This is a genomic window from Zunongwangia mangrovi, assembly GCF_900112105.1.
GTDB classification, from domain to species: Bacteria; Bacteroidota; Bacteroidia; order Flavobacteriales; family Flavobacteriaceae; genus Zunongwangia; species Zunongwangia mangrovi.
In genome coordinates, this window is sequence record NZ_FOKV01000002.1 from 153,010 (window position 1) to 179,081 (window position 26,072).

General features: G+C 36.3%; 18 protein-coding genes. 5 read left to right on the forward strand and 13 right to left on the reverse strand.

Going from position 1 to position 26,072, the window contains the following annotated elements; translation table 11 throughout:
* Nucleotides 1-166: 166 nt before the first annotated feature.
* Complete coding sequence (locus tag BM201_RS06895) at nt 167-3,088, reverse strand: FAD-binding and (Fe-S)-binding domain-containing protein (RefSeq protein WP_092540961.1); 2,922 nt, start codon at nt 3,086-3,088, stop codon at nt 167-169.
* Nucleotides 3,089-3,225: 137 nt separating this feature from the next.
* Here BM201_RS06895 and BM201_RS06900 point away from each other — a divergent pair, with 137 nt between their 5' ends.
* On the forward strand, nt 3,226-3,726 hold the full coding sequence (locus BM201_RS06900) for a hypothetical protein (protein WP_092540963.1): 501 nt from the start codon (nt 3,226-3,228) through the stop codon (nt 3,724-3,726).
* A gap of 35 nt (nt 3,727-3,761) precedes the next feature.
* On the opposite strand, the gene bshA is transcribed toward BM201_RS06900, so the two are convergent.
* The 7 genes from bshA to BM201_RS06935 all read right to left on the reverse strand — a co-directional run bounded on the left by bshA (nt 3,762) and on the right by BM201_RS06935 (nt 12,809).
* A complete protein-coding gene (bshA, locus tag BM201_RS06905) occupies nt 3,762-4,910 on the reverse strand; it encodes an N-acetyl-alpha-D-glucosaminyl L-malate synthase BshA (RefSeq protein WP_092540965.1) in 1,149 nt (382 codons plus the stop codon).
* A 60-nt stretch (nt 4,911-4,970) separates the two neighbouring features.
* Nucleotides 4,971-7,907, reverse strand: a complete 2,937-nt coding sequence (locus tag BM201_RS06910) for a serine hydrolase domain-containing protein (RefSeq protein ID WP_092540967.1) — start codon at nt 7,905-7,907, stop codon at nt 4,971-4,973.
* A 2-nt stretch (nt 7,908-7,909) separates the two neighbouring features.
* Entirely contained in the window at nt 7,910-8,395 is a 486-nt protein-coding gene (locus BM201_RS06915; protein ID WP_092540969.1) for an ABC transporter ATPase, read from the reverse strand.
* Nucleotides 8,396-8,509: 114 nt separating this feature from the next.
* Complete coding sequence (locus BM201_RS06920) at nt 8,510-9,301, reverse strand: (Fe-S)-binding protein (protein WP_092540971.1); 792 nt, start codon at nt 9,299-9,301, stop codon at nt 8,510-8,512.
* Between the two features lie 23 nt (nt 9,302-9,324).
* On the reverse strand, nt 9,325-10,665 hold the full coding sequence (locus BM201_RS06925) for a 4Fe-4S dicluster domain-containing protein (RefSeq protein WP_092540973.1): 1,341 nt from the start codon (nt 10,663-10,665) through the stop codon (nt 9,325-9,327).
* Between the two features lie 7 nt (nt 10,666-10,672).
* Nucleotides 10,673-11,623 (reverse strand): MlaD family protein, encoded by a 951-nt coding sequence (locus tag BM201_RS06930; protein ID WP_092540975.1) that lies wholly within the window; start codon nt 11,621-11,623, stop codon nt 10,673-10,675.
* 55 nt (nt 11,624-11,678) lie between these two features.
* Nucleotides 11,679-12,809, reverse strand: coding sequence for an N-acetylmuramoyl-L-alanine amidase family protein (locus tag BM201_RS06935; protein WP_092540977.1), 1,131 nt, complete (start codon nt 12,807-12,809; stop codon nt 11,679-11,681).
* Nucleotides 12,810-12,945: 136 nt separating this feature from the next.
* Here BM201_RS06935 and BM201_RS06940 point away from each other — a divergent pair, with 136 nt between their 5' ends.
* Nucleotides 12,946-15,669: a putative LPS assembly protein LptD gene (locus BM201_RS06940; RefSeq protein ID WP_092540979.1), complete on the forward strand. Its 2,724-nt coding sequence runs from the start codon at nt 12,946-12,948 to the stop codon at nt 15,667-15,669.
* A 17-nt stretch (nt 15,670-15,686) separates the two neighbouring features.
* Nucleotides 15,687-16,073 carry a RidA family protein gene (locus BM201_RS06945; RefSeq protein ID WP_092540981.1) on the forward strand — a complete coding sequence of 129 codons (387 nt, stop codon included), beginning with the start codon at nt 15,687-15,689 and terminating at the stop codon, nt 16,071-16,073.
* Nucleotides 16,074-16,729: 656 nt separating this feature from the next.
* Here BM201_RS06945 and mgrA read toward each other — a convergent pair.
* Nucleotides 16,730-17,725 carry an L-glyceraldehyde 3-phosphate reductase gene (gene mgrA, locus BM201_RS06950; protein WP_092540983.1) on the reverse strand — a complete coding sequence of 332 codons (996 nt, stop codon included), beginning with the start codon at nt 17,723-17,725 and terminating at the stop codon, nt 16,730-16,732.
* Nucleotides 17,726-18,002: 277 nt separating this feature from the next.
* On the opposite strand from mgrA, the gene BM201_RS06955 reads away from it, so the two are divergent.
* The gene (locus tag BM201_RS06955; protein ID WP_092540985.1) at nt 18,003-18,890 is read left to right on the forward strand and encodes a phosphatase PAP2 family protein; all 888 of its coding nucleotides are present in this window, start codon (nt 18,003-18,005) and stop codon (nt 18,888-18,890) included.
* A gap of 27 nt (nt 18,891-18,917) precedes the next feature.
* Nucleotides 18,918-19,448, forward strand: coding sequence for a 5' nucleotidase, NT5C type (locus BM201_RS06960; protein ID WP_092540987.1), 531 nt, complete (start codon nt 18,918-18,920; stop codon nt 19,446-19,448).
* A gap of 41 nt (nt 19,449-19,489) precedes the next feature.
* Here the strand turns inward: BM201_RS06960 and BM201_RS06965 are convergent, their stop codons facing one another.
* The 4 genes from BM201_RS06965 to BM201_RS06980 all read right to left on the reverse strand — a co-directional run bounded on the left by BM201_RS06965 (nt 19,490) and on the right by BM201_RS06980 (nt 26,034).
* Nucleotides 19,490-20,134 carry an acyloxyacyl hydrolase gene (locus tag BM201_RS06965; RefSeq protein ID WP_092540988.1) on the reverse strand — a complete coding sequence of 215 codons (645 nt, stop codon included), beginning with the start codon at nt 20,132-20,134 and terminating at the stop codon, nt 19,490-19,492.
* Between the two features lie 18 nt (nt 20,135-20,152).
* Entirely contained in the window at nt 20,153-20,518 is a 366-nt protein-coding gene (locus tag BM201_RS06970) for a methylglyoxal synthase (protein WP_092540990.1), read from the reverse strand.
* 10 nt (nt 20,519-20,528) lie between these two features.
* Nucleotides 20,529-21,515 (reverse strand): 6-phosphofructokinase, encoded by a 987-nt coding sequence (gene pfkA, locus BM201_RS06975; protein ID WP_092540992.1) that lies wholly within the window; start codon nt 21,513-21,515, stop codon nt 20,529-20,531.
* A gap of 97 nt (nt 21,516-21,612) precedes the next feature.
* On the reverse strand, nt 21,613-26,034 hold the full coding sequence (locus BM201_RS06980; RefSeq protein WP_092540994.1) for a translocation/assembly module TamB domain-containing protein: 4,422 nt from the start codon (nt 26,032-26,034) through the stop codon (nt 21,613-21,615).
* Between the last annotated feature and the right edge of the window lie 38 nt (nt 26,035-26,072).

A 26,072-nucleotide genomic window follows, 5' to 3' on the forward strand; every position in this document is an offset into this window, starting at 1 on the left:
AGAAAAGATTATACATCATTCAATATCATAACTATAAAATGTAAGGTTTATGGATGTTATACAATACTCAAAATCTGAATTTTGTACCTGTATTCGAAAAAATCTTGACATAAAAACCCTGGTAAATAAATTTACCAGGGTTTTTATATTCAAATTATAGATTATTTCAAGTCTTTAGCGCATTTAGTAAAATACTAACAGGATGTTGTGCCTGGCGTTTTGTACCATCATAGATCTGGTGCCTGCAACTGGTTCCGTTCGCTGAAATTATGGTTTCTTCAGGAGCTTTTCTAACTGCTGGAAACAAAGTCTGCTCCCCTACCGCCATACTTACTTCATAATGCTCTTTTTCGTAACCAAAACTACCTGCCATTCCGCAGCAACCTGATGGAATGATCGTTACTTTATAATTTTCGGGTAGATTTAAAATATCAAAAGTCACCGCGCTATTCGATAATGCCTTTTGATGGCAATGCCCGTGGATCTTTATATTTTTTTCTTCAGAAGTAAACTGCTCTTTCTTGATATTGCCAAGAGCGATTTCTTTTTTCAGAAATTCTTCAATAATAAAGCTGTTTTTGGATAAATCTAAAGCCTTTTTTCTATCATCAGCTAAGCGTAAATATTCATCTCTAAATGTAAGCACTGCCGAAGGTTCTAAACCAATTAGCGGAGCATCTTCAGAAACCAATTCACTAAATATTGCCACATTTTTATTGGCCATTTCTTTAGCTTCCTCTAAAAATCCTTTAGAAATATGCGCTCTACCGCTTTCTTCATGATCTACAAAGATCACTTTATAATTAAGCTTACTTAATAACTCCAAAGCATCGATACCAATTTCAGCATCTAGATAATTGGTAAATTCATCATTAAAAAAGTAAATGGATTTTATCGAATCTTGAGGTTCTAGTCTCGTTTTATTTTTTTCGTAATAAGCCTTTAAAGTGGTTTTGGATAATTTTGGCAGACTTCTTTGTGGGGCAACACCCATCACCTTTTTTGCCATCCCAGAGGTAAAACTATTGGTAAACATAAAATTGGCTAAACCAGGAATCTTAGAAGCCATTTTATTCATTTTACCGTTATTCGCAAAAGCTTTACTTCTATTCGAAAAACCATGTTCTTTTTGATATTGATATTGGAACTCTGCTTTTAAAGCAGCAACATCTACACTACTTGGGCATTCACTTTTACAGCCTTTGCAGCTTAAACAAAGATCGTAAGCTTCCTTAATTTCTTTATGGCTAAACTTATTTTGTTTGTCTGAATTGGTTAAAAACTCCCGTAAAGTATTCGCTCTTGCTCTTGTGGTGTCTTTTTCGTTTTTCGTAGCGCGATAACTGGGGCACATGGTACCACCACTTTCAGGAGATTTTCTACAATCTCCACTACCATTGCACTGCTCGGCTAAACGTAATATTCCCTGATTTTCGTCAAAATTCATCAGAGTTTTTATTTCAGGCTCAACTCGGTCTGGTTGATACCGCAATGAGGTATCCATTGCCGGAGCATCAATAATTTTCCCCGGATTAAAGATATTATTAGGATCAAATGCTGCTTTAACCTGTTTTAAAAGCGCATAGTTTTTAGATCCTACCATCATTTCTACAAATTCAGCTCTAACACGGCCGTCGCCATGTTCTCCACTCATAGAACCATTGTATTTTTTTACCAATTTCGCCACATCTGTAGTGATCTTTCTAAAAAGCACAACATCTTCGCTTTTCTTAAGATCTAAAATTGGTCGTAAATGAAGTTCACCAGCACCAGCGTGTGCATAGTACACCGCATTTTGCTCGTACGATTTCATGATCTGGCTAAACTCATTAATATAATCTGCCAGCACAGGTAAAGCCACTGCCGTATCTTCTATACAGGCCACCGCTTTTTTATCACCAACGATATTCGCTAATAAACCTAATCCCGCTTTTCTCAATTCTGAAGCCATATTTATCTGCTCGCCATGCAGAATAGGGTTAGCGTAACTTATGCCATTATCTTCAAGCGTTTGCAGTAATGCCTGAGTTTTCTCCTGAAGTTCGTCTGCCGTATTTGCTCTTACTTCTAACATCAAAATAGCTTCAGGATCCTCTTCAATAAAGAATCTGTTTTCGCGATATTTTATGTTTTGCTTGGTACAATCCAAAATGGTTTTATCCATCATCTCGCATGTAAATAATGAATGCTCCATAGTAGAAGCGACATCCTGTAAACAATCTTCGATACTGCGATAGTGTGAAGCGATCATGGCTGCTTCAGGTGGTTGAAGATCATCTAATTGTAAAGTAAGCTCTGTTGTAAAAGCTAAAGTTCCTTCACTTCCGGCCAAAAGATGACAAATATTGATCAACTCTTCTGAATCTTCAGAAAAAACATCAGAATAAATTAATTCATCTATCGCATAACCTGTATTACGGCGATGCAACTCTCGTGGAGGAAATTCTTTGATGATCTCCATTTTATTTTCTTCAGAAGAAAGGATCTCAAAAATGTTTCTGTAAATATCTCCTTCTAAATTCTCTAATTTCAGCTTCTCCTGAAATTCTTTTTTAGTGATCGCTTTAAATTCGGCTTCACTTCCGTCGCTAAGAATCGTCTTTAAGGAAACTGTTTTTTCTCGCGTTGTCCCATATTTTATAGAAGTTGTTCCGCTACTGTTATTTCCTACCATTCCGCCAACCATACAACGATTGGAGGTCGAGGTATTAGGCCCAAAGAAAAGTCCGTATTCCTTCAGCATTCGGTTTAGATCGTCACGAATCACACCGGGTTGCAAGGTAACCGTTTTATTTTGAGTATCTACACTTAATATCTTTGTGAAATGTTTAGACACATCTACAACAATACCGGTACCAACACATTGCCCAGCCAAAGAAGTTCCGGCTGTTCTTGGTATTAACGAAGTATTATTCTCTTTCGCAAAAAGAATAAGTTCTTTAATGTCTTGGGCATTCTTAGGATAACAAACCGCTAAAGGTAATTCTCTATAAACCGATGCGTCTGTCGCATAGATCGAACGCCATAATTTATCATCATAAAACTGGCCGTCTAGTCGCGCTGCTAATTGCTGAAGATTCTTTTCCATACAGCCTTTAAAAGTAAGCAAAATAGCTTAAACAGCTTAACAGATTTTTAAAGATAATTAACAATAGATTGGCTAGTGGAAGCGTTTTAAAATCACCTCAAAAACTAAATTTGCCGTTAAATCAATAAAATCGAAACATGAAAAAGTTTTTAGTAATTGCAATGGTAGCGCTAGGTTCTACCTTTTTTTCGAATGTAAATGCACAGGAAATCGCTGATAACGCTTTAGGACTTAGAATTGGTGGAAATGATGGATTTGGACCAGAAATTTCATATCAAAGAGCCGTTGGAAGTAACAACAACAGATTAGAATTTGATCTTGGATGGAGAAACCACAAACACTATGATGTTGTAAAACTTGTAGGTTTATACCAATGGGTTTGGAATATCGAAGGCGGATTTAACTGGTTTGTAGGTGCTGGTGCTGGTATTGCTAATCTGGACGACGACCGTTTTGAGCCATACTATAATGATGGTGCTTATATTCTTTTAGCTGGTGATATTGGGGTTGAGTACAATTTTGATATTCCATTAGTTTTATCATTGGATCTAAGACCAGAGCTTGGCTTCCATGATGATTATGGTGCGATCGATGACTTTTCGCCAGATTTCGCAATTGGATTGAGATATCAATTCTAATCGATTTGAAAAAAAAGATATAAAAAAAGTGGAAATTAATTTTCCACTTTTTTTATGCTTTTTTCTAAAAGTTCGGTATACAGATCTTCGTACATGGGGACGATCTGGTTAATGTCGAATTGTTCTGCCACTTTACGCGCATTTTGTTTAAAAGTTTGCATCGTGTGATTGTCATTTAAGATCGAAATTGCTCGTTTTGCCATGCCTTTTACATCACCTACATCGCATAAATATCCAGAAACACCTTGTTCGTTAACTTCTGGAAGTCCGCCTGTGTTTGTAGAGATCACCGGCACTCCGTTTATCATGGCTTCCAGAGCTGCTAGACCAAAACTCTCACGTTTAGAGGTTAACAAAAATAGGTCTGAAAAACATAGAATCTTATCGATCTCATGGCTTTGCCCTAAGAACATCACTTTATCCTGAATACCTAACTCATCGACAAGATCTTCAGCTCTTTCTTTTTCAGGTCCTTCCCCTACCATCATTAGACGGCATTTTATTTTCTTCTGAATTTCATAGAAGACTTTCACCGTATCCTGAATTCTCTTTACTTTTCTGAAGTTACTAATGTGCGTGATGATCTTCTCGTCACCTTCTGCCATCATTTCTCTTTGGCAATCTTTAAAGCCTTTTTGCTGATATTTGGAAACATCTATAAAATTTGGAATCACCTTAATATCTTTTTTAATCTCAAATAGATCTAAGGTGTCCTGCTTTAAACTTTCAGAAACAGAAGTTACCATATCACTGGCATTGATACTAAAAGTAACCGCAGGTTTATAAAAAGGATGGTTTCCTACCAAAGTGATGTCTGTTCCATGCAAAGTAGTAACCATTGGGATATTAATACCCTGCTCTTCTAACATCTTTTTAGCCATATAACCGGCATACGCGTGTGGTATAGCATAATGTACATGAAGCACTTCTATATCATGTAATTTTACCATGTTCACTAATTTGCTACTTAAAGCAAGTTCGTATGGCTGATAATGAAATAGTGGATAATCTGGTACGTGAACTTCGTGAAATTTCACATTACTAGAAAGTTGATCAAGTCGTACCGGTTGCTTATATGTTATAAAGTGAATTTCGTGACCTCTTCTGGAAAGTGCCAACCCAAGTTCTGTAGCTACTACTCCACTTCCACCAAAGGTGGGATAACAAACAATTGCTATTCTCATTAATGCGTTTTTAAAACCGGCGATAACCGATTCAATTTAATCATTTTTAAGCAGTTTTCCTTAATAATCGATAGCATCGTAAATTACCTGCTGAATTTTAGTTCGAATATCTTCGTGTATTAGCTTTCTATTTGTAGAATCTGGATACACTCTATTCGATAAAAATATATAAACCAATTCTTCTTCAGGATCTGCCCAGGCAAAGGTTCCGGTAAAACCACTATGTCCAAAACTGCTTTTAGAAGCACATGAACATGCCGGGCCGCTGCCTCTTATCTGAGGTTTGTCGAAACCTACTCCACGCCTTACATTTTCTTCACAATAATAGCAGGTATTAAACTTATCTATCGTAGCAGGTTTTAAGAATTTTTCGTTTCCATAGCTACCGCCCTGTAAATAGGCCTGCATAATTTTGGCCACATCGTTGGCGTTACTAAACAATCCTGCATGACCACCAATACCACCCTGCATGGCTGCTCCCTGGTCGTGAACATAACCATGCACTAATTGTCCTCGCCATAATTTATCATTTTCTGTAGGGATTATTTCATCTGCAGGAAACCTGGTGAGTGGCAAATAGCCGGTAAAATTTGCGCCTAAAGATCTATAAAATCGATCCTGGGTAAGACTATTCAAATTAGTTTTATAGTACCCCTCTAAATAATATTTCAGAATATAAAAAGGCAGGTCACTGTATTTATATTCCTTTCTGCGATTAAGATCACTTTTAGCAATAATATCTACGATGGTATCCTGCATATCTTTCCTAATAAACATTTTCTCAGCTACCTGAGTATTAAAACGTTCATCTGCAGATTCGTGATAATATAAAGTTGAAGGTCTTTTGGTAACGGCGTCTATCGTTGGTACGTAAAACGGAATCCAGGCTTTTAAACGTGCATAATGCATAAGCATATCCTGAAGCCTGATATTCTCTTTGTTAGTTCCTTTAAAAACAGGCATCATTTCGCCCAATTTCGTATCAAAATCTATGATCCCGTCTTCTACCTGCTGCATAACCAACGGGAGCGTCGCTAGTATTTTGGTTAAAGAAGCCAAATCGTAAACCGAAGTATCACTCACCGGCTTTAAATGCTGGTAAGTATGAAATCCAAAATTCTTACTATAAATCACTTTACCTTTTCTCGCCACTAAAACCTGCGCTCCGGGAGTCATTTTTTTGGCTATAGAATAGTTAACGATAGAATCTATTTTCTTCAATTTAAAAGAATTCATCCCTACCGTTTCTGGTGCACCATAACTTAAACGATCTATAGCTTTGGTTTCATAACCTGTACCCTCAGGAAATTCTATTCCCGTACTTACTGGTAATTTCCCCTTTGCTTCTATAGCACCAAAGATCACCTGAGCGGCTTTTTGCTGCGCTACTTCACTATTTTGGTAAGCCATTAAAATACTTTGGATATTCGTTGTACTACGAATATCTAAAAGTGAGTACGGACTTGTAAAGACCGATAAAAGGGTGTTATTTTCTCTGGAAATCTCATGCAACCATAATAGGTCTTTACGACTAAATCGATATGATTTCCATGGGTTGTCGTTACTTTTATGAAAACCAACAATCACATAATTATATTCCTTTAGTTTATATAAAAGATCGGGTAATTTTTCTGCGGAAATATGATCTACTTGCGCATATTTCTTTAATTGCTGAAGAAAAGCCGTGCCATCATCATCGCCCAACTCAACATAAGCGATCTGTTGCTTTTCGAGATTTTTGATGGGCACCATTCCTTTATTATTTCTAATTAAGGTCATAGCATGCTCCATCAATTGCTCGTGTAAAGCATCGTCACGAACACTATTTAATTCTTCAAATAGAAATTGTTCTTCTACCGGTTTGTAATGATGTAAACCTGCTTTATACTTTGCTTTCAAGATCTTTTTTACTGAATGAGCCAAACGATCTTCTGTAATTTCACCTGAAAGATAAGCCGACTTCAGTTTATCTATCGATTTTGGAACATCTTCAGAAATTAATAGGATATCATTTCCTGCTCTAAAAGCTGCCAAATCGATTTCGCCGGGTTCATCGTAATTGGATGCTCCACGCATATTTAAAGCATCGGTAAAAATTAATCCTTTAAATTGTAGATTTTCGCGTAACATTTCTGTTACCACTTTTTTAGAAAGTGATGTTGGCCTGCCTTCCTGAGTTCCTAATGCAGGAACATTTAAATGGGCAACCATCACACTGCTAAGACTATCTTTAATCAGCTCTCGGTAAGGATATAATTCTACTCCTTCTATTCGTTCTTTTGGAAAATTTACTGATGGTAAAGTTTTATGTGAATCCTGATCTGTATCGCCATGTCCCGGGAAATGTTTCGCGCTGGAAAGAATTCCCTCGCGATGCATCCCATGCATAAAAGCAAGTGCTTTTTCGGTTACATTTATTTTATTTTCGCCAAACGAACGATTCCCGATTATTGGGTTAAGCGGATTGGTATTTATATCTACTACCGGAGCAAAATTAATATGAATTCCCAGTCGCTTTGTATGCCTGGAAATCGCAGCACCGGCTTCTTCAATTAATTTATTATCCTGAATAGCACCCAATGTCATATTCCACGGAAGCGCAAAAGTAGAATCAAGCCGCATTGCCAAACCCCATTCAGCATCCATTCCTACTAAAAGCGGTGTATTGCTTAGTTCCTGAAATTCGTTAGTGATTCTGGCTTCTCTCTCTGGCCCACCTTTCGAAAAAATCACACCACCAATATGATTTTCTGAAATTAAGTCTCTTACTTTTTGAATTCCAGCTTCGCTCCCATTAGAGAAAACATCGACCATAAAGAGCTGGCCTAATTTTTCTTCTAAAGTAAAATTAGAATATAAACTATCGACCCATTTCTTTTGAGCAATGCTATCACTGGCAAGCAAAGGATCTGGTGTGATCGCTTGCTGTGCAGATAAATTAGAAATGAATAATAGTAAAAATGCTAGTGAAAATAACCTAAAACTGGCGCTACACATCATTAGCTCATAAATCTCTTGTGCCAGCTTTCTGCTGCAGGAACTTCCCAGTCTGAAAGATACTCGGCTTTATTATTCACAAGATTATTGAAAACAATGGTTTTGGGAGAAACCGACTTATTTTTGGCTAATTTTCTAAAATCTGTTAAAGGTTTATAAGCCACAAATTCACCTTGTTTAAAAGAGACGTTCATCTTATCTAAAAGATCAACATTATACTCTTTTTCAAGCGTTTGAATAAAATGAACTGAAGCATCAATTGAACATCCGGAAGCTGCATTAACTTCCTGATTAAGGCCTATAGTGATGAACCTTTTATATTTTATCTCGTAACCCGCCTGAAGATTGGCACCATGTACCGTCCATTGGGTTAAAAACTCGTCTAATTTCTGTTTGATCTCAACTAATTCTTCCTCTGTAAAAGATCGATTAGATTGATAGATCCAAACACGTGAACTATCTGGTAAGGATTCGAAAGGTACTAACATATCGTGGTGATAATTTTATTATTTAAAGCGTATTTATATAAAACATAGTCGCAAAAAAACTGCCAAATTTCATACAAAATTAGCTTTATCGGATTTTATTTTTAAGTATCTGAATTAAAGATCGTTGGCGTTAGCGATCATTTCTGCAACATCCATTACAGCGACGCTATCTTCTTTTTCTTTGCTTTTAACACCGTCTGTCATCATAGTGTTACAAAAAGGACAACCCGCAGCAATAACTTCTGGCTTTGTTTCCATAGCCTGCTCGGTTCTGGCGATGTTTACATCTTTATTTCCTGGCTCTGGCTCTTTAAACATTTGTGCGCCACCTGCACCGCAACATAAACCATTGCTTTTACATTTGCGCATTTCGATAAGCTCGACCTCCAATTTTTTTAGAAGATCACGAGGCGCTTCATATTCACCATTCGCTCTTCCTAAGTAACAGGGATCATGAAAAGTGATACGCTTACCTTTAAATTTACCTCCTTCAACTTTTAATCTGCCTTCATTCAGCAAAGATTTTAAAAATTGAGTGTGGTGCATTACCTGATAATTCCCGCCTAAGGAAGGATATTCGTTTTTGATAGTATTAAAACAGTGAGGACATGCAGTAACTACTTTTTCGATCTCGTAACCATTTAAAACTTCAATATTCATCGCAGCCTGCATCTGGAATGTAAACTCGTTTCCTGCTCTTTTTGCAGGATCTCCTGTACAGCTTTCCTCTGTACCCAAAACTGCAAAATCTACTCCTGCTTCATTTAAAAGCTTTACAAAAGCCTTTGTTATTTTTTTGGCACGATCGTCAAAACTTCCTGCACAGCCAACCCAAAATAGCACTTCAGGTTTTTTGCCTTCAGCCATATATTCTGCCATGGTTGGTACTTTAATCGCTTCTGCCATAGTCTAAAATTCTATAATTTCAATTAATTTTCTTCGGCCCAGTTTAATCGATCCATTTGATTATAAGGCCATGGAGCACCATTATTTTCAATATTAGTTAACGAAACTGCTAACTCATTAGGAGCGGCACTTTGCTCCATAACCAGGTATCTACGCATATCTAAAATAATAGAAAGCGGATCGATACCTACCGGGCAGGCTTCTACACAGGCATTACAAGTTGTACATGCCCAAAGCTCTTCCCTTAATATATAGTCATCTAGCAATTGCTTGCCATCATCTTCAAATTTGCCGCTTTTATTGATATTTTCTCCTACCTCTTCAAGACGATCCCTGGTATCCATCATGATCTTACGTGGAGATAATTTCTTACCGGTTTGATTAGCAGGACACTCGGCCGTACAACGTCCACATTCGGTACAGGTGTAAGAATTCAATAACTGAACCTGATTGAGGTCCATCACATCTGAAGCTCCAAATTTTTCTGGTTCTCCTTCTTCTTCGCCTTCAGCTGGTGCAGCAAAAGGATCGGCATCTGGATCCATCATTAGTGCTACTTCATTTTTAACAGCTTCAAGGTTATCCATCTCTCCTTTTGGCTTCAACTTAGAAAAATACACGTTAGGAAACGCTAAGAGAATATGTAAATGTTTTGAATAATATAAGTAATTCAGGAAAAATAGGATTCCGAGAATATGCAACCACCAGGCTGCTCTTTCAATAATGATCAAAGTGCTATTGGAAACACCTTCAAATAGTGGAGCAATAAACTGACTAATAGGAAAACCGCCAATAATTCCGCCTTCATGTGCATAATGTGGCGCGCCGTTTAGCTGAAGCTGATAATCTGCTGCATTCATTACCAGGAAAAGCGTCATTAAAACCATTTCAAAATAAAGAATGTAATTGGCGTCATTTTTAGGCCAGCCCTTCAATTCTCTACTTAAAAATCGATAAATATTAAGCACATTTCTTCTTATCCAGAAAATAATTACACCAATAAATACCAATAAAGCTAAAACTTCAAAGATTCCAATAAGCGCATTGTAAAATCCGCCCATAAAAGATAGTACGCGATGCGTGCCAAAAAGACCATCTATGATAATCTCTAGCACTTCGATATTGATGATGATAAAGCCCAAATAAACAATCACGTGAAGAAATCCAGATACCGGTTTTCTAACCATTTTGCTTTGCCCAAAAGCAATTCTTAAGGTTTTAGACCAGCGCTCTGATGGATTATCTGATCGATCTATGTTTTTACCTAGTTTTATATTTCTAAGCATCCGTTTGATATTTCTTACAAAAAAAGAAACACCAACAACCAATGCTATTAAAAATACAATTTGTGCTACGATTTGCATACCGCTACTATTTTAAGGAATCCTTGGGCTCTTCGTAAGACCCAGGATTTTTACCGAAAACAGAGAAATGAACATAACGTTTCGGATTTAGTTTTATATCCTGAAGTAATTCTTCCAGTTGTTTGGTAGCACGATCTAAATTATTGTAAACTTTATCGTCATTAAGCAGTTTCCCTGCTGTTCCCTCTCCATTATTTAAATTATCTGCAATTCCTCTAAAGTCGGCTACAACAGTCTCAAGATCATCTGTGATCTGCCCAAGATTAATCGCTTTTAAAGAATCTGAAACCGTTTTAAAGTTTCCAGACATGGTATTTAGATTGTCGAAAGTCTGATTTAAATTTTCAGCATTCCCTTGAACAATACCTTCTAAAGAACTACTCGTATTCTTTAAGGAACGCATAGTAGCGTTAAGATTCTTAAATGTATTATTAATATTATCTGTGGTACTATCGTTTAATACATTGTTTATAGATGTAAGCAAAGAATCTGCACTAACCACTGTACGCTCTAATTTTTGCTGAAGCGGGGTAAGTCTTTCATTCACCAGCTCCATGATCCCTTCTTCTACATTACTTTGCAACGTATCTCCAGTTTTAGCCATTTCGCCGGCTTCATATTCTGGCACGATGGCTAAAGATTTCCCTCCAATAATTCCTCCACCATATACCTGGGCGGTACTGTTCTTTGAGAATTCAAAATCTTTCTCTACAGTAAAGGTAACCAACAACTGTCCCTGCTGATTTAAAAAGTTTATATCTGTAACCTGACCTACTTTAAGACCATTTATAGTAACCGCAGAAGATGGAGATAATCCTTCAACCTCGTCGTATACCGCGTAAAAGGTACGACTGGAGTCCAGTAAATTCTTACCTTTTAGAAAGCTATAGCCAAAAATTAATAGTACGATAGCTATAATGGCAAGTATAGCGGTTTTAACCTCATTAGAAATTTTCAAAAGCTAGTAATTTTATTTATGCAAACAAATTTAGGGATAAATATAGAAAAGTATCCTAATTGAGATTAGTTTTTAACGCCTCATTAACTGTAATCTTTTCCCCATTTTTAAAGGCTACGATGTAACTATTTGGATAACCTTTACTAATTGCTTTTTGGTGAACCTTCTGGATATCAAGGTAACTAGAAGTTTCTCCAAGGTAATATTTGTATAGTTTTCCTTCTTTTTTTCTGAAGACATCCTGCAAACCTTTAAAATTGTAAGATTTTGTCTCCAATTTTTTAGATCCTGCTGCAAGCTGTACACTAAAAATCACACCTTCGTAATAATCTGCCGGCTTACCATCGATACTTACGCCAGAAGCTGAAGTGGGAACTTCGGGTTTAGACTGGGCGACACTTTCTAAGGCTGATAGATTTATTTGCTCACCATAACCTAAAATTCCGTCTACAATAGCACTAGCCATTTTATTTTGTCCAGAGCCACTATTTAAAAATGCTCCTTCACTATTATTGGTTAAGAAACCAACTTCAACCAAAACACTTGGCATATAGGTTTGATGCAAAACGATCAAAGCTCCTTCCTTAACTCCCCTGTTTTTACGTCTAAGATCATTTGTAAATTTCTTCTGAATAAGATCTGCTAAAAGAATACTCTGGTTCAAATATTCTTCCTGCATCAATGTCATTCCAATAAAAGATTCGGGCGAATTAGGGTCGAAACCATTATAAGTCACCTTATAATCTTCCTCCATATAAATCACCGAGTTTTCACGCTTGGCGACTTCAAAATTTGTTTCGTTTCTATTTAACCCCAGAACGAAGGTTTCAGTTCCAGAAGCTTGTGAACTATGGGAATTACAATGTACTGACACAAAAAGGTCGGCTTCTGCATCGTTAGCGATCTGTCCACGTTCCATCAAAGGAATAAATACATCTGTACTGCGAGTGTAAACTACTTTAATTCCTCTACGCTCTAGTTCTTTACCAACTTTAAGCACAATGCTTAATGCTATGTCCTTTTCCTTGTATCCATTCCCCATATTACCGGGATCTTTACCACCATGGCCGGCATCTAAAACCACCACAAAAGGATCTGTAGGTATAGGTTTTTCAGCAGCAAAAAATTGCTGATTACAAACTAAAAAAAAAGATAATACTAAAAGTTGAAGTACGTTCGTTCTCATAAATAAGTAACGCTAATTCTTGGGTGAATATTTTAATTACTATTTTCGCGCAATCACAAAAGTTAGCTAAAAAAATATATGTAATTTTGGAAACTCAAAAAGTAAGCCATTCTTTACAAAAATAGTCTTTAAAGCATTGCAAACAAATATACCCAATATACTTTTTTGCTGTATTTTTCTATTGTTCTCCAGCGCCTTTTTGCAGGCTCAGGAAATAGAACAAAATCAAAGTATTAGGATAGAAGCTAAAAAAGATTCACTGGTAATGGTGAGTACTTTACCATTTGCCGAGATGGTAAGAACCCAGGATAGTATTCTTGGTCTTTTTGAGAGAGATTCTTTAAAGCAGCCGCAACAAAACCGCATGATCACAGATGTGGTAAAGTATAAAGCTACAGATTACATGCGGCTTAGCAATAGCGAAAAGAAAATGTACCTCTATAACGAGGCGCAGGTTATTTACCAGGATATGACCATCGATGCGGGTTATATAATTATCGATAACGAAAAAAATGAAGTTTATGCCTACGGAATAGAAGATTCTACAGGCGCATACGTGCAAACGCCTGTTTTTACCCAGGCAAACAGAACCGTAGAACCAGATTCTATTCGGTTTAATTTCGATACTGAAAGGGCTTTGGTCTATAATTCCAGAACCCAGGAAGCTTCATTTAATGTTAAGGGACAGGTGACAAAGAGAGAAAATGATTCGGTTTACTTCATGAAGAATGTACGTTTTACCACTTCTGAAAATGTCGATGATCCCGAATATTATTTCTATGCCCGAAAAATAAAATTTGTTCCAGACAAGAAGATCGTCTCGGGGCTTGTGAATATGTATATCGCCGATATTCCAACACCATTAGGTTTGCCTTTTGGATATTTCCCGCTTACAGAAGAGCGTACTTCAGGTTTTATTATTCCGTCTTTTGGAGATAGCCAGCAAGGTTATTTTTTACAAAATGGTGGTTATTATTTTGCTTTAAGTGATTATGCCGATCTTTTAGCGGTTGGAGATTATTACACTAATGGTAGTTATGCCATGCGTTTGGAATCCAGTTATACAAAAAGGTATAAATTTAGAGGTAATTTTAGTTTTAGATACGAAAGACAATATAACAGCGAAAGGGGTTTCCCAGACTTCTCAGAGAGTTCTGTTTACAATATTAGATGGTCTCACAGCCAGGATGCAAAAGCGAGCCCATCTTCACGATTCTCGGCTTCAGTAAACCTGGGGAGTAGTAACTATTATCAACAATCTGTAAACCAGAGTAACACCGCAAACTTTTTAAATAACACACTAAGTTCTTCAGTTTCTTATAATAAAACATTTGAAAGTACTCCCGGTGTAAACTTTAGCCTTACCGCTACGCATAGTCAGAATACAAATACCGGTGAAATTAACATGACGCTTCCGACTTTGCAGGCCAGTATAGACAGGATCTACCCCTTTGCGCCTAAAGGAGGTTCAAAGAAAGGGATCATTCAGAATATTAACCTTCAATATAATTTAAGGGCTGAAAATAGATTCAACACCACAGATTCTCTTTTCTTTCAGCCCGAAATGTTTAATGATGCCGTAATGGGAGCGCAACACAGCATTCCGCTTTCAACGAACTTCAAAATATTTCAATATTTTAGTGTAAGTGCCAGTACGAATTTTGAAGAGAACTGGGTTTTTAAAACTTTTGAAAGATCGTACGATCCGGCAACCAATAGGGAAGTTATCGATACCATTAGCGGTTTTGATTCTTATCGTACTTATAACTTCAACTCAAGTATTGGTACAACTTTATATGGTCGTAAGGATTTTGGTAAAGACAGCAAGATACAGGCCATTCGCCACGTAATGCGACCTTCTATTAGCTACGGAATTAATCCCGCTTTCGACCAATATTACGATACTTATGAGCGTAGATCTTTAACAGACGGACTCACAGAATTAGTTGAGTATTCTCGTTTTACGGGAACGCTCTACGGTGCTCCTAGTCAGAATTATTCAAGCTCCATAGGTTTCAGTATTAGTAACGTACTTGAAGCGAAAGTCAGGGATAAAGACAGTACGGCTACAGAGCCCAAAAAGATAAAATTGTTAAACAATTTCAATTTAAGCACTTCCTATAACCTGGCAGCAGATTCGTTAAATCTTGCTCCGATTTCTGTTCGTGGTGGTATTCCAATCGTACAAAACAAGCTGGACATTAACTTTACCGGTAACCTGGATCCTTATGCGCTAAATAATAGTAACCAGCGTATCGACAAACTTAATATTGCTAATGGTGGAAGTTTATTTAGGCTAACCAATGCCAACGTAAGTTTTGGCTATTCGTTCTCGAGTAAGGATTTTGCTGATAAAGACGATGAAAATGAGGATGAGATGGATAATGAATCTAAACGGAATGGTGGTCGCCCCGATGATCTCTTCGGAAAAAACACCGATCTGGATGGAAATCTTTATGAAGATGAAGATCCCTTTGAAGGTAAAGAGGATAAAAAGAATAAAGAATGGTACAATTATAAAATTCCTTGGGATATACGTTTATCATATACCATGACCTATAGTAACCAGCAACGACAAAGTGAAATAACATCACATTCTATTATGTTTTCTGGTGATGTAGAATTATCACCAAAATGGAATATTGGTGCTTCCTCTGGTTTTGATCTTAGAGAACGCGGATTTACTTACACGCAACTTCGATTTCAGAGAGATCTAGATAGTTGGCGTATGAGTTTTAGCTGGGTTCCTTTTAGTGCACGTAGATCCTGGAATTTCTTTATCGGTATAAAAGCTTCTATGCTTAGCGACATAAAATATGATAAGCGTAGACAACCAACTAGAGCCATTGGAAGAAATTAAACCAAATAAACCTAAATATGAATAAAGAGATCATTAAAACAGATAAAGCTCCTGCTCCTATCGGGCCTTATAATCAAGCCGTAAAAACCGGAAATATGGTTTTTATATCTGGGCAGATTGCTATTAATCCTGCAACAGGGGAATTAGAAACCGGAGATTTGGAAACCGAAACCAAACTCGTTATGGAAAATCTAAAAGCTATTCTTGCTGAAGCTAATTGTACTTTTGAAAATGTAATTAAAACATCGATTTTCATTAGTGACATGAATAACTTTGGAAAGATCAATGAAATCTACGGAACTTACTTTGAAGCAGCAACAGCACCAGCAAGAGAAACCGTTGAAGTTGCCAATCTTCCTAAATTTGTAAATGTAGAAATTAGCGCGATTGCGGTGATCGACTAAATTTAAAAGGAATAAAATTACTCTTAAATTATACAATATCGGCTATAAGCGATCTCTATTTTTTGTGATCATTTATAGCCGATATTTGTTATTTTCAAACCTGTTTTTCTGAAATCTCTTTAAGCTTATTTAGGACTTAATCCTAGGTGTTATTGAAAAAATCAGGATATCCTTCTGCAGCATCTGTATCTACAATTACGATAATTTTATCATCTTTTTCAGCAAAAAAATAACTTTCTAGTCCGTCTGCCTATTTTTTAACCTCTTCGCCCTCTGTTATTTCCTTATCTCCGTCAAAAATTCCATATTACCGAATAGAAACGAAGCTCAAGGGTCTATTTCCAGCAATTTTAGAACTTATTTCAACGTGTTTTCCGTCTTTATCTATCCCAAGAAAATGCATTTTAGATCCTTTTTCCCAACTTCCTTTTATAAATAGAAGTACTCTTAATTCGGCAGTCCATTTTTGCTGAATTTTAATCGTTTTTATAGACTTTTTCTTCCGATGCGTTAATCAGTTTTTGATATTTTGCTATTTCATAATGATTAATTTGGTTGAAATTTCACTCAATTTTTATCTAATTTCACCCATGTAATAATCTTCAAAACCAAATAAAAAACCTCGAATAGCTTTTCGAGGTTTTTAAGAATAATTTTTATTGAAGTATGCTTTCGATCTTCTCTAATTCTGCTGAGGAAAATTCAAGATTGTCTAGAGCTGCTATATTATCTTCCAGCTGCTTTACTTTACTAACTCCAACCAAAACTGATGTTACTCTTTGATCTTTTAACAACCATGCAACGGCCATTTGCGCTAAAGTTTGATTTCTGTTGACAGCAATTTCATTTAGCTGCTGAACTTGCTCTACAACTTCAGGTGTGATTTGATTCTTCTGAAGGTGTCCGCTCGCTAAGGCTGCACGAGAATTTTCAGGAATTCCGTCAAGATACTTATCAGTCAAGATTCCTTGCTGTAAAGGTGAAAATACGATACTTCCTACTCCCACTTTTTCTAGCGTATCTAATAGTCCGTCTTCTTCAACCCAACGATCCATCATATTATACCTTGGCTGATGAATTAAAAACGGAGTTCCCATTTCCTTCAAAATAGCTGCTGCTTTTGCAGTTCTTTCCGCAGGATAATTAGATACCCCAACATACAATGCTTTTCCACTTCTTACAATTTGATCTAAAGCACCCATTGTTTCCTCTAAAGGCGTGTCTGGATCTGGACGATGGTGATAAAATACATCTACATAATCTAAACCCATCCTTTGTAAAGACTGATCTAAACTGGCTATTAAATATTTTCTTGAACCAAAATTACCATAAGGTCCAGGCCACATATCATATCCTGCTTTAGAAGAAATGATCAATTCATCTCGATATTGCTTAAAATCTTCAGCAAAAATTTTCCCGAAGTTCTTTTCCGCTGTTCCGTATGGCGGACCGTAATTATTTGCAAGATCAAAATGTGTGATACCATTATCAAAAGCTGTTCTTAGAATTGCTCTGGAGTTTTCAAAATCATCTACATCGCCAAAGTTATGCCACAGCCCTAGTGAGATCATTGGTAGATTTATTCCGCTTTTACCACAGCGGCGATATTTCATTATATCATATCGATTTTCTTTTGCCTTATAATTTCCCATTAAATTCTCAATTTGATAAGCAATCTAGTAATTTTTATGAATTTAGCAGGAATATGCGAGCTTATAAATCAATTTAAAATTTGATATTTTAAATGAGGTTTTACTCGGTAATCGAGATAAATGCTCGGAGGCTTGCCTCGATACAAATAAAATTAAAAAAAACACCTCATGCCTTGCCTTTAGATGGTTTACTAAATCTCTCTTCAATGTAAATATTTAGTTAATCCTAAGTATATGTTGAGTGAAATCTATTTCTTTGCAAGAAAAATTTAAACAAATGAAATTGAAAAGCTTTACCCAAAAGCTCCTCTTTCACAGCTTGATATTTATTTTAACGATAACTATTGGAAACGCTCAGGAAGGAAGTCCTGTTTTTAATGCTGAATTCAATAATCCCGATGCTACGACCTGGGAAACTCTAAAAGGTGACGCTGAACTAATGTTCGGCGGATTAAAATATACTTACACAAGACCATTTCATTGGGAGGATGATGATATAGGATTATTTCTAGGTACGGCAATTGGTACCGCTGGATTAAATCTATTAGACCAGGAAGCTTATCGTTTCTTCATAAGACAAGAAGAACAGGTTCCTGGAGTTATACAGGAATTTGGCTGGTATTTTGGAAGTCCACAAAACAACTACGGAGTTACCGGAGCGATTTATTTAACGGGATTACTAACCAAAAACCCAAAGATTAGAAGAACAGGAATTCTTATGATTTCTGCTGCTAGTGCTGCAGGCTTAATTCAAACAATTTCTAAGAACGTCGCCGGAAGAGCAAGACCTGGTGATGGTCGTGGAAGATTGTCATTCAAACCATTTTCTAAAGAAGGAACGTATCACTCTTTTCCTTCAGGACACACAATTTTATCTTTTACCACTTTCTACGCTTTAAGTAAGCAATTTGAAAGTCCGTGGGTAAAAGCTGGTCTTTATCTTGGCGGACTGGTATCTCCTGTATCCAGATTATGGCGTGGTGCACATTGGTTAACCGATGTGGCTTTAAGTATGGCATTAACGATTGCTGTGGTAGATTCTGTTGATAAATATTTGGATCAGCAAACTCTTATGCGAAACAATCCAGAACTTAGAAAAGAAACAAAAATTAGCTGGCGCTTACAAATGGGAGCCGGCACAATAGGTGTTGTGGGAAGGTTTTAGCTTTCGTACATTGCCAAAAACTCTTGAATGAAAAAAGAATCCATTGCCATCGATATGGATGGCGTTATGGCAGATGTAGAAACACATTTTCTAAACTGGTATAACAAAGAATATCAGGATAAGTTAACGCACGAAGATCTAAAGGGAAAGACTGAAGCTAAAGCTTTTCCTGTAAAAGGAATTATTAGAAAATATGCAAATACTCCCGGTTTTTTTGGAACTGTTCCCGTGATGGATGGCGCTGTTGAAGCAGTTAAAAAGTTACAAGAAAAATACGACGTTTATGTAGTTTCAGCTGCAATGGAATTTCCCAAAAGTTTGATCGAAAAACGAAACTGGCTTCAAAATCATTTTCCATTTATAGACTGGCGTAATATTGTTTTATGCGGAAATAAACACATCATCAAAACGCATTATATGATCGATGATCATCCCAAAAACTTAGATCCGTTTAAAGGAGAAACTCTTTTATATGAAGCTTTTCATAACCTGAAGGTAAAAAATCATTCGAGAGCAAAAAATTGGGATGATGTGTTACATTTCTTTGAAATTGATTAGGTTTAAGAAACCAAATATAAAATAATATCCGATAATCTTTTTTAAAGAAAAAAGCCTATCCCTAAATCCACAACTATTGCGTCATAACCATCATTTACTTCGTTTATATCAGCGTTGGAGACATGCCTATAACCCAAACGAGAATCGATGAAAAGTTTATTTATTTGATAGCTAAAACCCAAAGCTAAATTATCAGAAAAACCTATTCCTTTTTCCATTCTTTCCGTTGTACGTTCGAAGTAGCCAGGGCCAATACTCGCTAAAAAGTAAAGGCTAGATTTCACTCCAATATTCTTCCTAACAATCATTCCAAAATTCATAACATATTCGTTAAATGTCTTGAAAGATTGCATTTCTTCTACTCTTTCAATCAAAGGATGCATTCTTCCCACAACATACCGATCACTAGTAAGTTGATGCTTTGTGGTGTTTATTTCTGGCTGGAAAATAAATTCATAATCGAACAATTGCCCTTGTTTAATCTTATAATAAATTTGAAATTTTCTTAATTGAAACTCGTAAAAATAATCATCATCAGTAAAAAAAAGATTGTCTACACTTCCAAAACCATAATTGAATCCAAGTTTATAAAACTTTCCTTCGTACGTTTTTGTACTATTTTGGCTGTAAGAATAAAAATAAAATAGAATAGTTGAAAATGTGAAAATAATCTTTAGAGCTCTCAAAAATTTAAAGGAATTTATTTATAATGCTTCTATCAAAAGTTTTGCTGTTGCCGGATTTGTGGCGAGCGGTACATTATGAACATCGCATAGTCGCATCAACATAAAGATATCTGGCTCATGGGGATGTTTATCCATCGGATCTCTAAAGAAGACCACCATGTTTACTTTTCCTTCTACTAATCGGCTTGCTATTTGAGCATCACCTCCCAGTGGTCCAGATAATAATTTTTCGACATCAAAACCGGCAGTTTCGGCTTTACTACCAGTGGTACCTGTAGAGATAAGCCTAATATCCTTAGATTCTAAAACGCTACGATATTCATTTAAGAACTGTACCATTTCAGCTTTCTTCCCATTATGGGCAATGATCGCTATTGTTTTCATTCAGCAAAAATTAAGTAGATAGAATTTCAGAAATTCTTAAAAGATCTTTATTGATATTAGGTTTTTCATGAATTACATCATCTAAAGGACAAGTGATAATATCGTCGTCCTTAAGACCTACCATCACATTCTTTTGACCATCCAGTAATAATTCTACGGCTTTAACCGACATTCTACTTGCCAGAACACGATCAAAACATGAAGGAATTCCACCACGTTGAATGTGACCCAAAACGGTTACTTTAGCGTCGTAAAATGGTAAATTTTCCTTTACATAATCTGCTAACTGAAAAACATTCTTCCCAATTTTATCTCCTTCAGAAACAATTACGATACTGGAACTTTTCCCTGATCTTCTACTCTTTTCTAAAGAATCTAATAATCGATCTAATCCCAGGTCCTCTTCAGGAACTAAAATTTCTTCAGCTCCTGCTCCAATTCCGGTATTAAGAGCTATAAAACCAGCGTCACGTCCCATTACTTCAATAAAAAATAATCGATCGTGAGAACTTGCTGTGTCTCGTATTTTATCTATTGCTTCTACAACGGTATTTAAAGCAGTATCGTAACCTATTGTGTGTGACGTTCCGTAAATATCATTATCGATAGTTCCTGGGACACCAATCACAGGAATATCAAATTCGTGGCTGAAGATTTGCCCTCCTGTAAATGTTCCGTCTCCACCGATAAGTACTAAAGCATCTACTTCTAATTCCTTAAGCGTATCGTAGGCTTTTGCTCTACCTTCTTTTGTCCTGAATTCTTTAGAACGAGCACTTTTTAAAAATGTGCCTCCTCTATTTATAATATTTCGTACACTACGAGCATCAAGCTCTTCAAAATTTCCATTTATCAAGCCATTATAACCATTGTAAAAGCCATAACAGCTGATGTGATAATAAGAACATGCTCTTACTACAGCTCGAATAGCAGCATTCATCCCTGGAGCATCTCCTCCCGAAGTTATCACCCCAATTCGTTTAATTTTTTTACTCATAAGTGTACAATATTTGAATTGTAAAATTACGAAGTATAGCTGAAAATAGTAAGCTAAACGAGGATTAAATTATCTGAAATTGCTGATTTTTTTAACATCATTCCAGCTCATTATCGTCTTCTGGAAAGTTTATATAATCTGGAGCAAGCGAGTTTTTCACCTCCATCTTTTCTTGCTTAGGCTGTTGAGTATTTTGAACCTCTAATTCCTTATTCGTTATTTTACGTATCAATTCTTTAAACGTATCAAAATCGACAGAGTAAGAAAGCCCAACACCCTGAGTGAAACCTATCTCTTCACCTATAAACTGAATGTTATTTTCACGGTTAAATACAGTAGCCCGTAAAGATCCATCTTCATTTAATAGGAAATCGATCTCCAGGTCTCCTACAATTACAGATTCGGTTGTTCCGCCAATTGGCACACCAACCTGCCCATTTATTAAAACACGCTCACTAATTTGTGTACTTAGTGTTAATCCAAAACGATCTACCGTTTGCTGGTCTGGCGTTCGATCTCCCTGAACATAATTTACGCCTACCTGGAATTTTCCATCTTCATCTGCAAAAATATCATTTACAATACTTGAAGCTCTTTCTGCCAGTGTTCCGGTTATTGCGGTTTGACGCAATCCAAATTCGCTATAAAAAGCATTTTGAGTTACTAAAAATAAGGCCTGAAGTTCTCGGCTTGCCCTATCATCCATTCGGTATTCTAATTCAGATCGTACTACAGAACTTGCTGTTGGAAACTGAATATCAAAATTGATCTCTGGTTGAATTACCTGTCCCTGTAAATTGATGACTACATCTACCGGAATTTTACGGTTGATCGATGGATTTTCTAGTAATACCGCTGGGTTAGCATCTAAAGAATATATTGCACTAACATCTAATTCTGCCCTTAATGGATTCCCATCCCAATTAATACTTCCGCCAGATCTTACATTAAAGACTTTTTGTACCAACCCGGCATATTTAAAATTGTAAACACCTTCGTAAACAATAAAATCACCCCACATATTAAACTTGCCATTGGTATTGATCTCCAGAAGTAAGTTTCCGGCGCCTCGACCTCTTAAGGTACTTCCGCTGGTTTGATCGATCACTACTTCTACTTCAGCATCCCTGGTTACATCCAGGTCAAAAACGAGTTCTATACCTTTAACTTCAGGGATTTCAATTTCTTCACCGGCAGCGCGAGCGGCTTTTTCTTCCGGAGTTAAAAAGTGGATATAAGAATTATCTCCAACCGACTCTTCATCACTAAGCGGAATTTTAAAAATCGTACCTTCTTCGGTAGTAGCATTCACCTCGATCACCAATTGATCTGTAGGACCTGCGATTGTTGCATCACCACTAATAAAAGCGGTCCCGTAGTAAAGTGCGTCTTCTTCTGCTTCAGTGTCTAAAACCAGTAAACGATCGGTATTTATTCCAAGATTCAAGAACCATTTAGTAAAGTTTTCGTGAGAAATACTTCCGTCTAAAACACCTCGTGTCTTATATTTTGTATCCTGAATATCTACATTATCAAATACAAATTGTTGCTGCGTTAAATTAACCTGAGCCTGATTTAATAAATCGATATCTACATTTAGGTACGGAATCGTTAGTCCTGCATTATTAAGCCTTATACTACCACCAAAATCTGGATTTTTATAATCGCCGCTTACCGTTGCAGATCCTGATGCAAATCCCCGAATATTACTCAGCACTTCACCTCCTAACGGACTAAATGCTGCCATATTTAGTTTTTGAAGATCGATATCCAGATCTATTGTGGGTTGACTTCCTTCTACATTGATATCACCTACAGCCGACAGTGATTCGATCTCTTCTTTTTGAAGACTGGCATTTACGGTGTAATTGGTTAAATTTTCGTTCCCTGAAACATCTAATTTCATGTTTCCTAAGAGAATTTTATTGATCTTCAATGAATCGATAAGCATTGAAGTATTAGGATAATAAGCTCCTTTTTCCTGTAGTACGTCTAACTCACCGTTCAATCTTCCGCCAATATCAAGACTATCAATTTCTGGAGTAATTTTATAGAGATCTACATTGCTAAATTCCATATTCAAATCTTTGTATGTAGAATCCCTTACAACTCCGCTTAAGCGAATTTCTTCATTACCGTGATTCATCACTAGCGAATCTATCGTAATATCTCTAAAACTGTTCTCGAAAACGAATTTGTTATTCTTATTTCGATTTTGGTTGATATACCACGTATTATCCTTAAAAGTAAAATCACTTCGCTGAATCCCAACAACCGACTGATTTTCTTTATTGATCGTGTGGAATAAATTCAGGTTAAAAACATCACGATCGTATTTTCCTCCTTTGAATTCAGATCTAATAAATAAAGTGTCTCTTTGCGTTACGTTGATAAAACTGAATTCTGAAAAATTATAAGTTCCTGTCGTAACACTATCGGCTTCAAAATAAGTATTGTAAATCGGGTTGGTGTTATCTACCTGAAGATTTACTTCCTGAAACATATTATTAAAAAGATCGATCTTTGGCGATCTAAAATTCAGTTTAAATTCAGATTCATCAGATTCAACTCGGCCTCTTAAAAATGTATTTGGCGATAAGGTTAGATCTGGATAAAAAACTTCAACGATCTTGTTATAAATATCAAAATCGAACTCCATGTATTGATTATTCGTGATCACATTAGGTTCGTAATTCGTATAAATCGAACCAATGGAATTTTGGAATAAAGCCTGTAATTCAGAAAGATTAAATCGGCCTTTCATTTGCCCGCTTATCACATCTGGGCTATTTACTTCTATGGTACGAACATTACCAGCAAAACTCGATTTGATACTAAAATCATCAAAACGATAAAGATCCATAGGATTCTCGTACGAAGTATTCAGTAATAAAATTTCGCCAACCGCATCATCAATACTTGTTCCTTCCATATTCATAATCACATCTCCTTTAAAAATAGAAATGGTATCACGATCTATGATGTTCATTTTATAGAGATCTGCATAGGCAACAGAAGCTTCAAAATCGTAATTATTAATTTCTGAAGATAGATCGGCAAGACCATTAAATTCCATTCTTAAGCTAGGATCATTAATCGCCAGGTTACCGTTGAAAACCGGCGCTCGCATATTTCCTATTACCCGAATGTTGCTGTAATTATAACCTTTAAAGCCTAATTTTGAAATTTGCCCTCGCAACTGCGTATTTAGATTATCTGCCGTAAAACCGGTTCCTTTTATATCTAAATTGAATGAAGTTTTCCCTACCTGCTTATTTTCTATTAACCGACCAATATTAAAATCTTTTACCTTCAAGTTTCCAGAATACCCGGCATTATCTGCATCATTCAAATTATTAAAGTCAAGATCTGCTGTGGCACTACCCAATTGCGAGCTAAGATCGATATCCATAGCTACAGAAGAACTGGTAATCGTGGTGTTTCCTATAATTCTCACGCTCCCAAAAGAGCTTAGTTCCTGCGGAAGTTTACCACGTAAAATCCCTGGTAGGAAATTAACCAGATCGTAATAGTTTGACGAAAAGTTTCTTAATGTTCCGCTAAGCTGAAAATCTTCAGCCTCACCGGTAAAAGCTCCTTTTAAATTAAGATCACCATAAACCGCACTTCTATCTAATCCAAAAAGCTGAAGATCGTTTAGTTGAAGATCATTTAAAGTTCCGTTTAGGTTTGTGGTAAGATTCAGCATTTCATCTTCACCAAAAGCATCATAAAAAACCTGAAGATCTGTAGAAGAAACCTGAGATTCGGTGAAATCGGCATTAATTTTTACTTTATTGAAAAAATCGCCAAAATCACCTTCATCGTAATCAAAATCTATATTCGCATAAATTTCAGAATTTTCCGTAATAATTTCCAGATCATCAAGCCGCATATTGGTTGGATTATACAAAAAGTTCGTACTGAGACGGTTAATTTGCATTCCGCGGCGATCGTGCGCTCTAATTAATTGAATATCTGCTTTAATTTCTGAACCTTCTACCGTAAAATCATCTGCATTAATGCCTAATTTGTCAAATTTGATGATTTCAGGGTATTTATTATTTTCATCAATAAAGCTATACTTGCCATCCAATACCTGTAGATTTGAAACACTTAAAGTAAATGGCTTGCTGCTAGACGTAGAATCTGAACTCAGTTTGCTAATAAAAACACCCATATTATCCAAATCTTCCCCTTCGTAGCGGCGCATTCTCATTTTAAATTGCTGCAAAGTAGTTTTACCCAGGTTTGGGGAATTATTAATTAATTTACCTAGGCTTAAAAGCGAAGTTCTTAGCTCTTTAGTATAAATTAAAGTATCCTGATGGTGATCTTCGATGAAAATTTCATTAACCTGAACGCCACCAAAATAACTTAAGGATACACGCCCAATTTCGATATTTACGTCGTTCTTTTCTCGTATTGTTTTTGTAAGCTTTTCAGCTAAAGAAGTCTGTACCGCTGGGATAGAAAAAACAATGAGCAGCAGGATAAACAATAAAAGCAATCCTACCAATGTTCTAGTTAATATTTTCCAGAATTTTTTGATATGCT

Excerpts from the sequence above, each read along its gene's own strand:
- BM201_RS06895 (WP_092540961.1), bottom strand. The coding sequence starts at position 3,088 with ATGGAAAAGAATCTTCAGCAATTAGCAGCGCGACTAGACGGCCAGTTT.
- BM201_RS06900 (WP_092540963.1), top strand. The coding sequence starts at position 3,226 with ATGAAAAAGTTTTTAGTAATTGCAATGGTAGCGCTAGGTTCTACCTTT.
- bshA (WP_092540965.1), bottom strand. The coding sequence starts at position 4,910 with ATGAGAATAGCAATTGTTTGTTATCCCACCTTTGGTGGAAGTGGAGTA.
- BM201_RS06910 (WP_092540967.1), bottom strand. The coding sequence starts at position 7,907 with ATGTGTAGCGCCAGTTTTAGGTTATTTTCACTAGCATTTTTACTATTA.
- BM201_RS06915 (WP_092540969.1), bottom strand. The coding sequence starts at position 8,395 with ATGTTAGTACCTTTCGAATCCTTACCAGATAGTTCACGTGTTTGGATC.
- BM201_RS06920 (WP_092540971.1), bottom strand. The coding sequence starts at position 9,301 with ATGGCAGAAGCGATTAAAGTACCAACCATGGCAGAATATATGGCTGAA.
- BM201_RS06925 (WP_092540973.1), bottom strand. The coding sequence starts at position 10,665 with ATGCAAATCGTAGCACAAATTGTATTTTTAATAGCATTGGTTGTTGGT.
- BM201_RS06935 (WP_092540977.1), bottom strand. The coding sequence starts at position 12,809 with ATGAGAACGAACGTACTTCAACTTTTAGTATTATCTTTTTTTTTAGTT.
- BM201_RS06945 (WP_092540981.1), top strand. The coding sequence starts at position 15,687 with ATGAATAAAGAGATCATTAAAACAGATAAAGCTCCTGCTCCTATCGGG.
- mgrA (WP_092540983.1), bottom strand. The coding sequence starts at position 17,725 with ATGGGAAATTATAAGGCAAAAGAAAATCGATATGATATAATGAAATAT.
- BM201_RS06955 (WP_092540985.1), top strand. The coding sequence starts at position 18,003 with ATGAAATTGAAAAGCTTTACCCAAAAGCTCCTCTTTCACAGCTTGATA.
- BM201_RS06960 (WP_092540987.1), top strand. The coding sequence starts at position 18,918 with ATGAAAAAAGAATCCATTGCCATCGATATGGATGGCGTTATGGCAGAT.
- BM201_RS06970 (WP_092540990.1), bottom strand. The coding sequence starts at position 20,518 with ATGAAAACAATAGCGATCATTGCCCATAATGGGAAGAAAGCTGAAATG.
- pfkA (WP_092540992.1), bottom strand. The coding sequence starts at position 21,515 with ATGAGTAAAAAAATTAAACGAATTGGGGTGATAACTTCGGGAGGAGAT.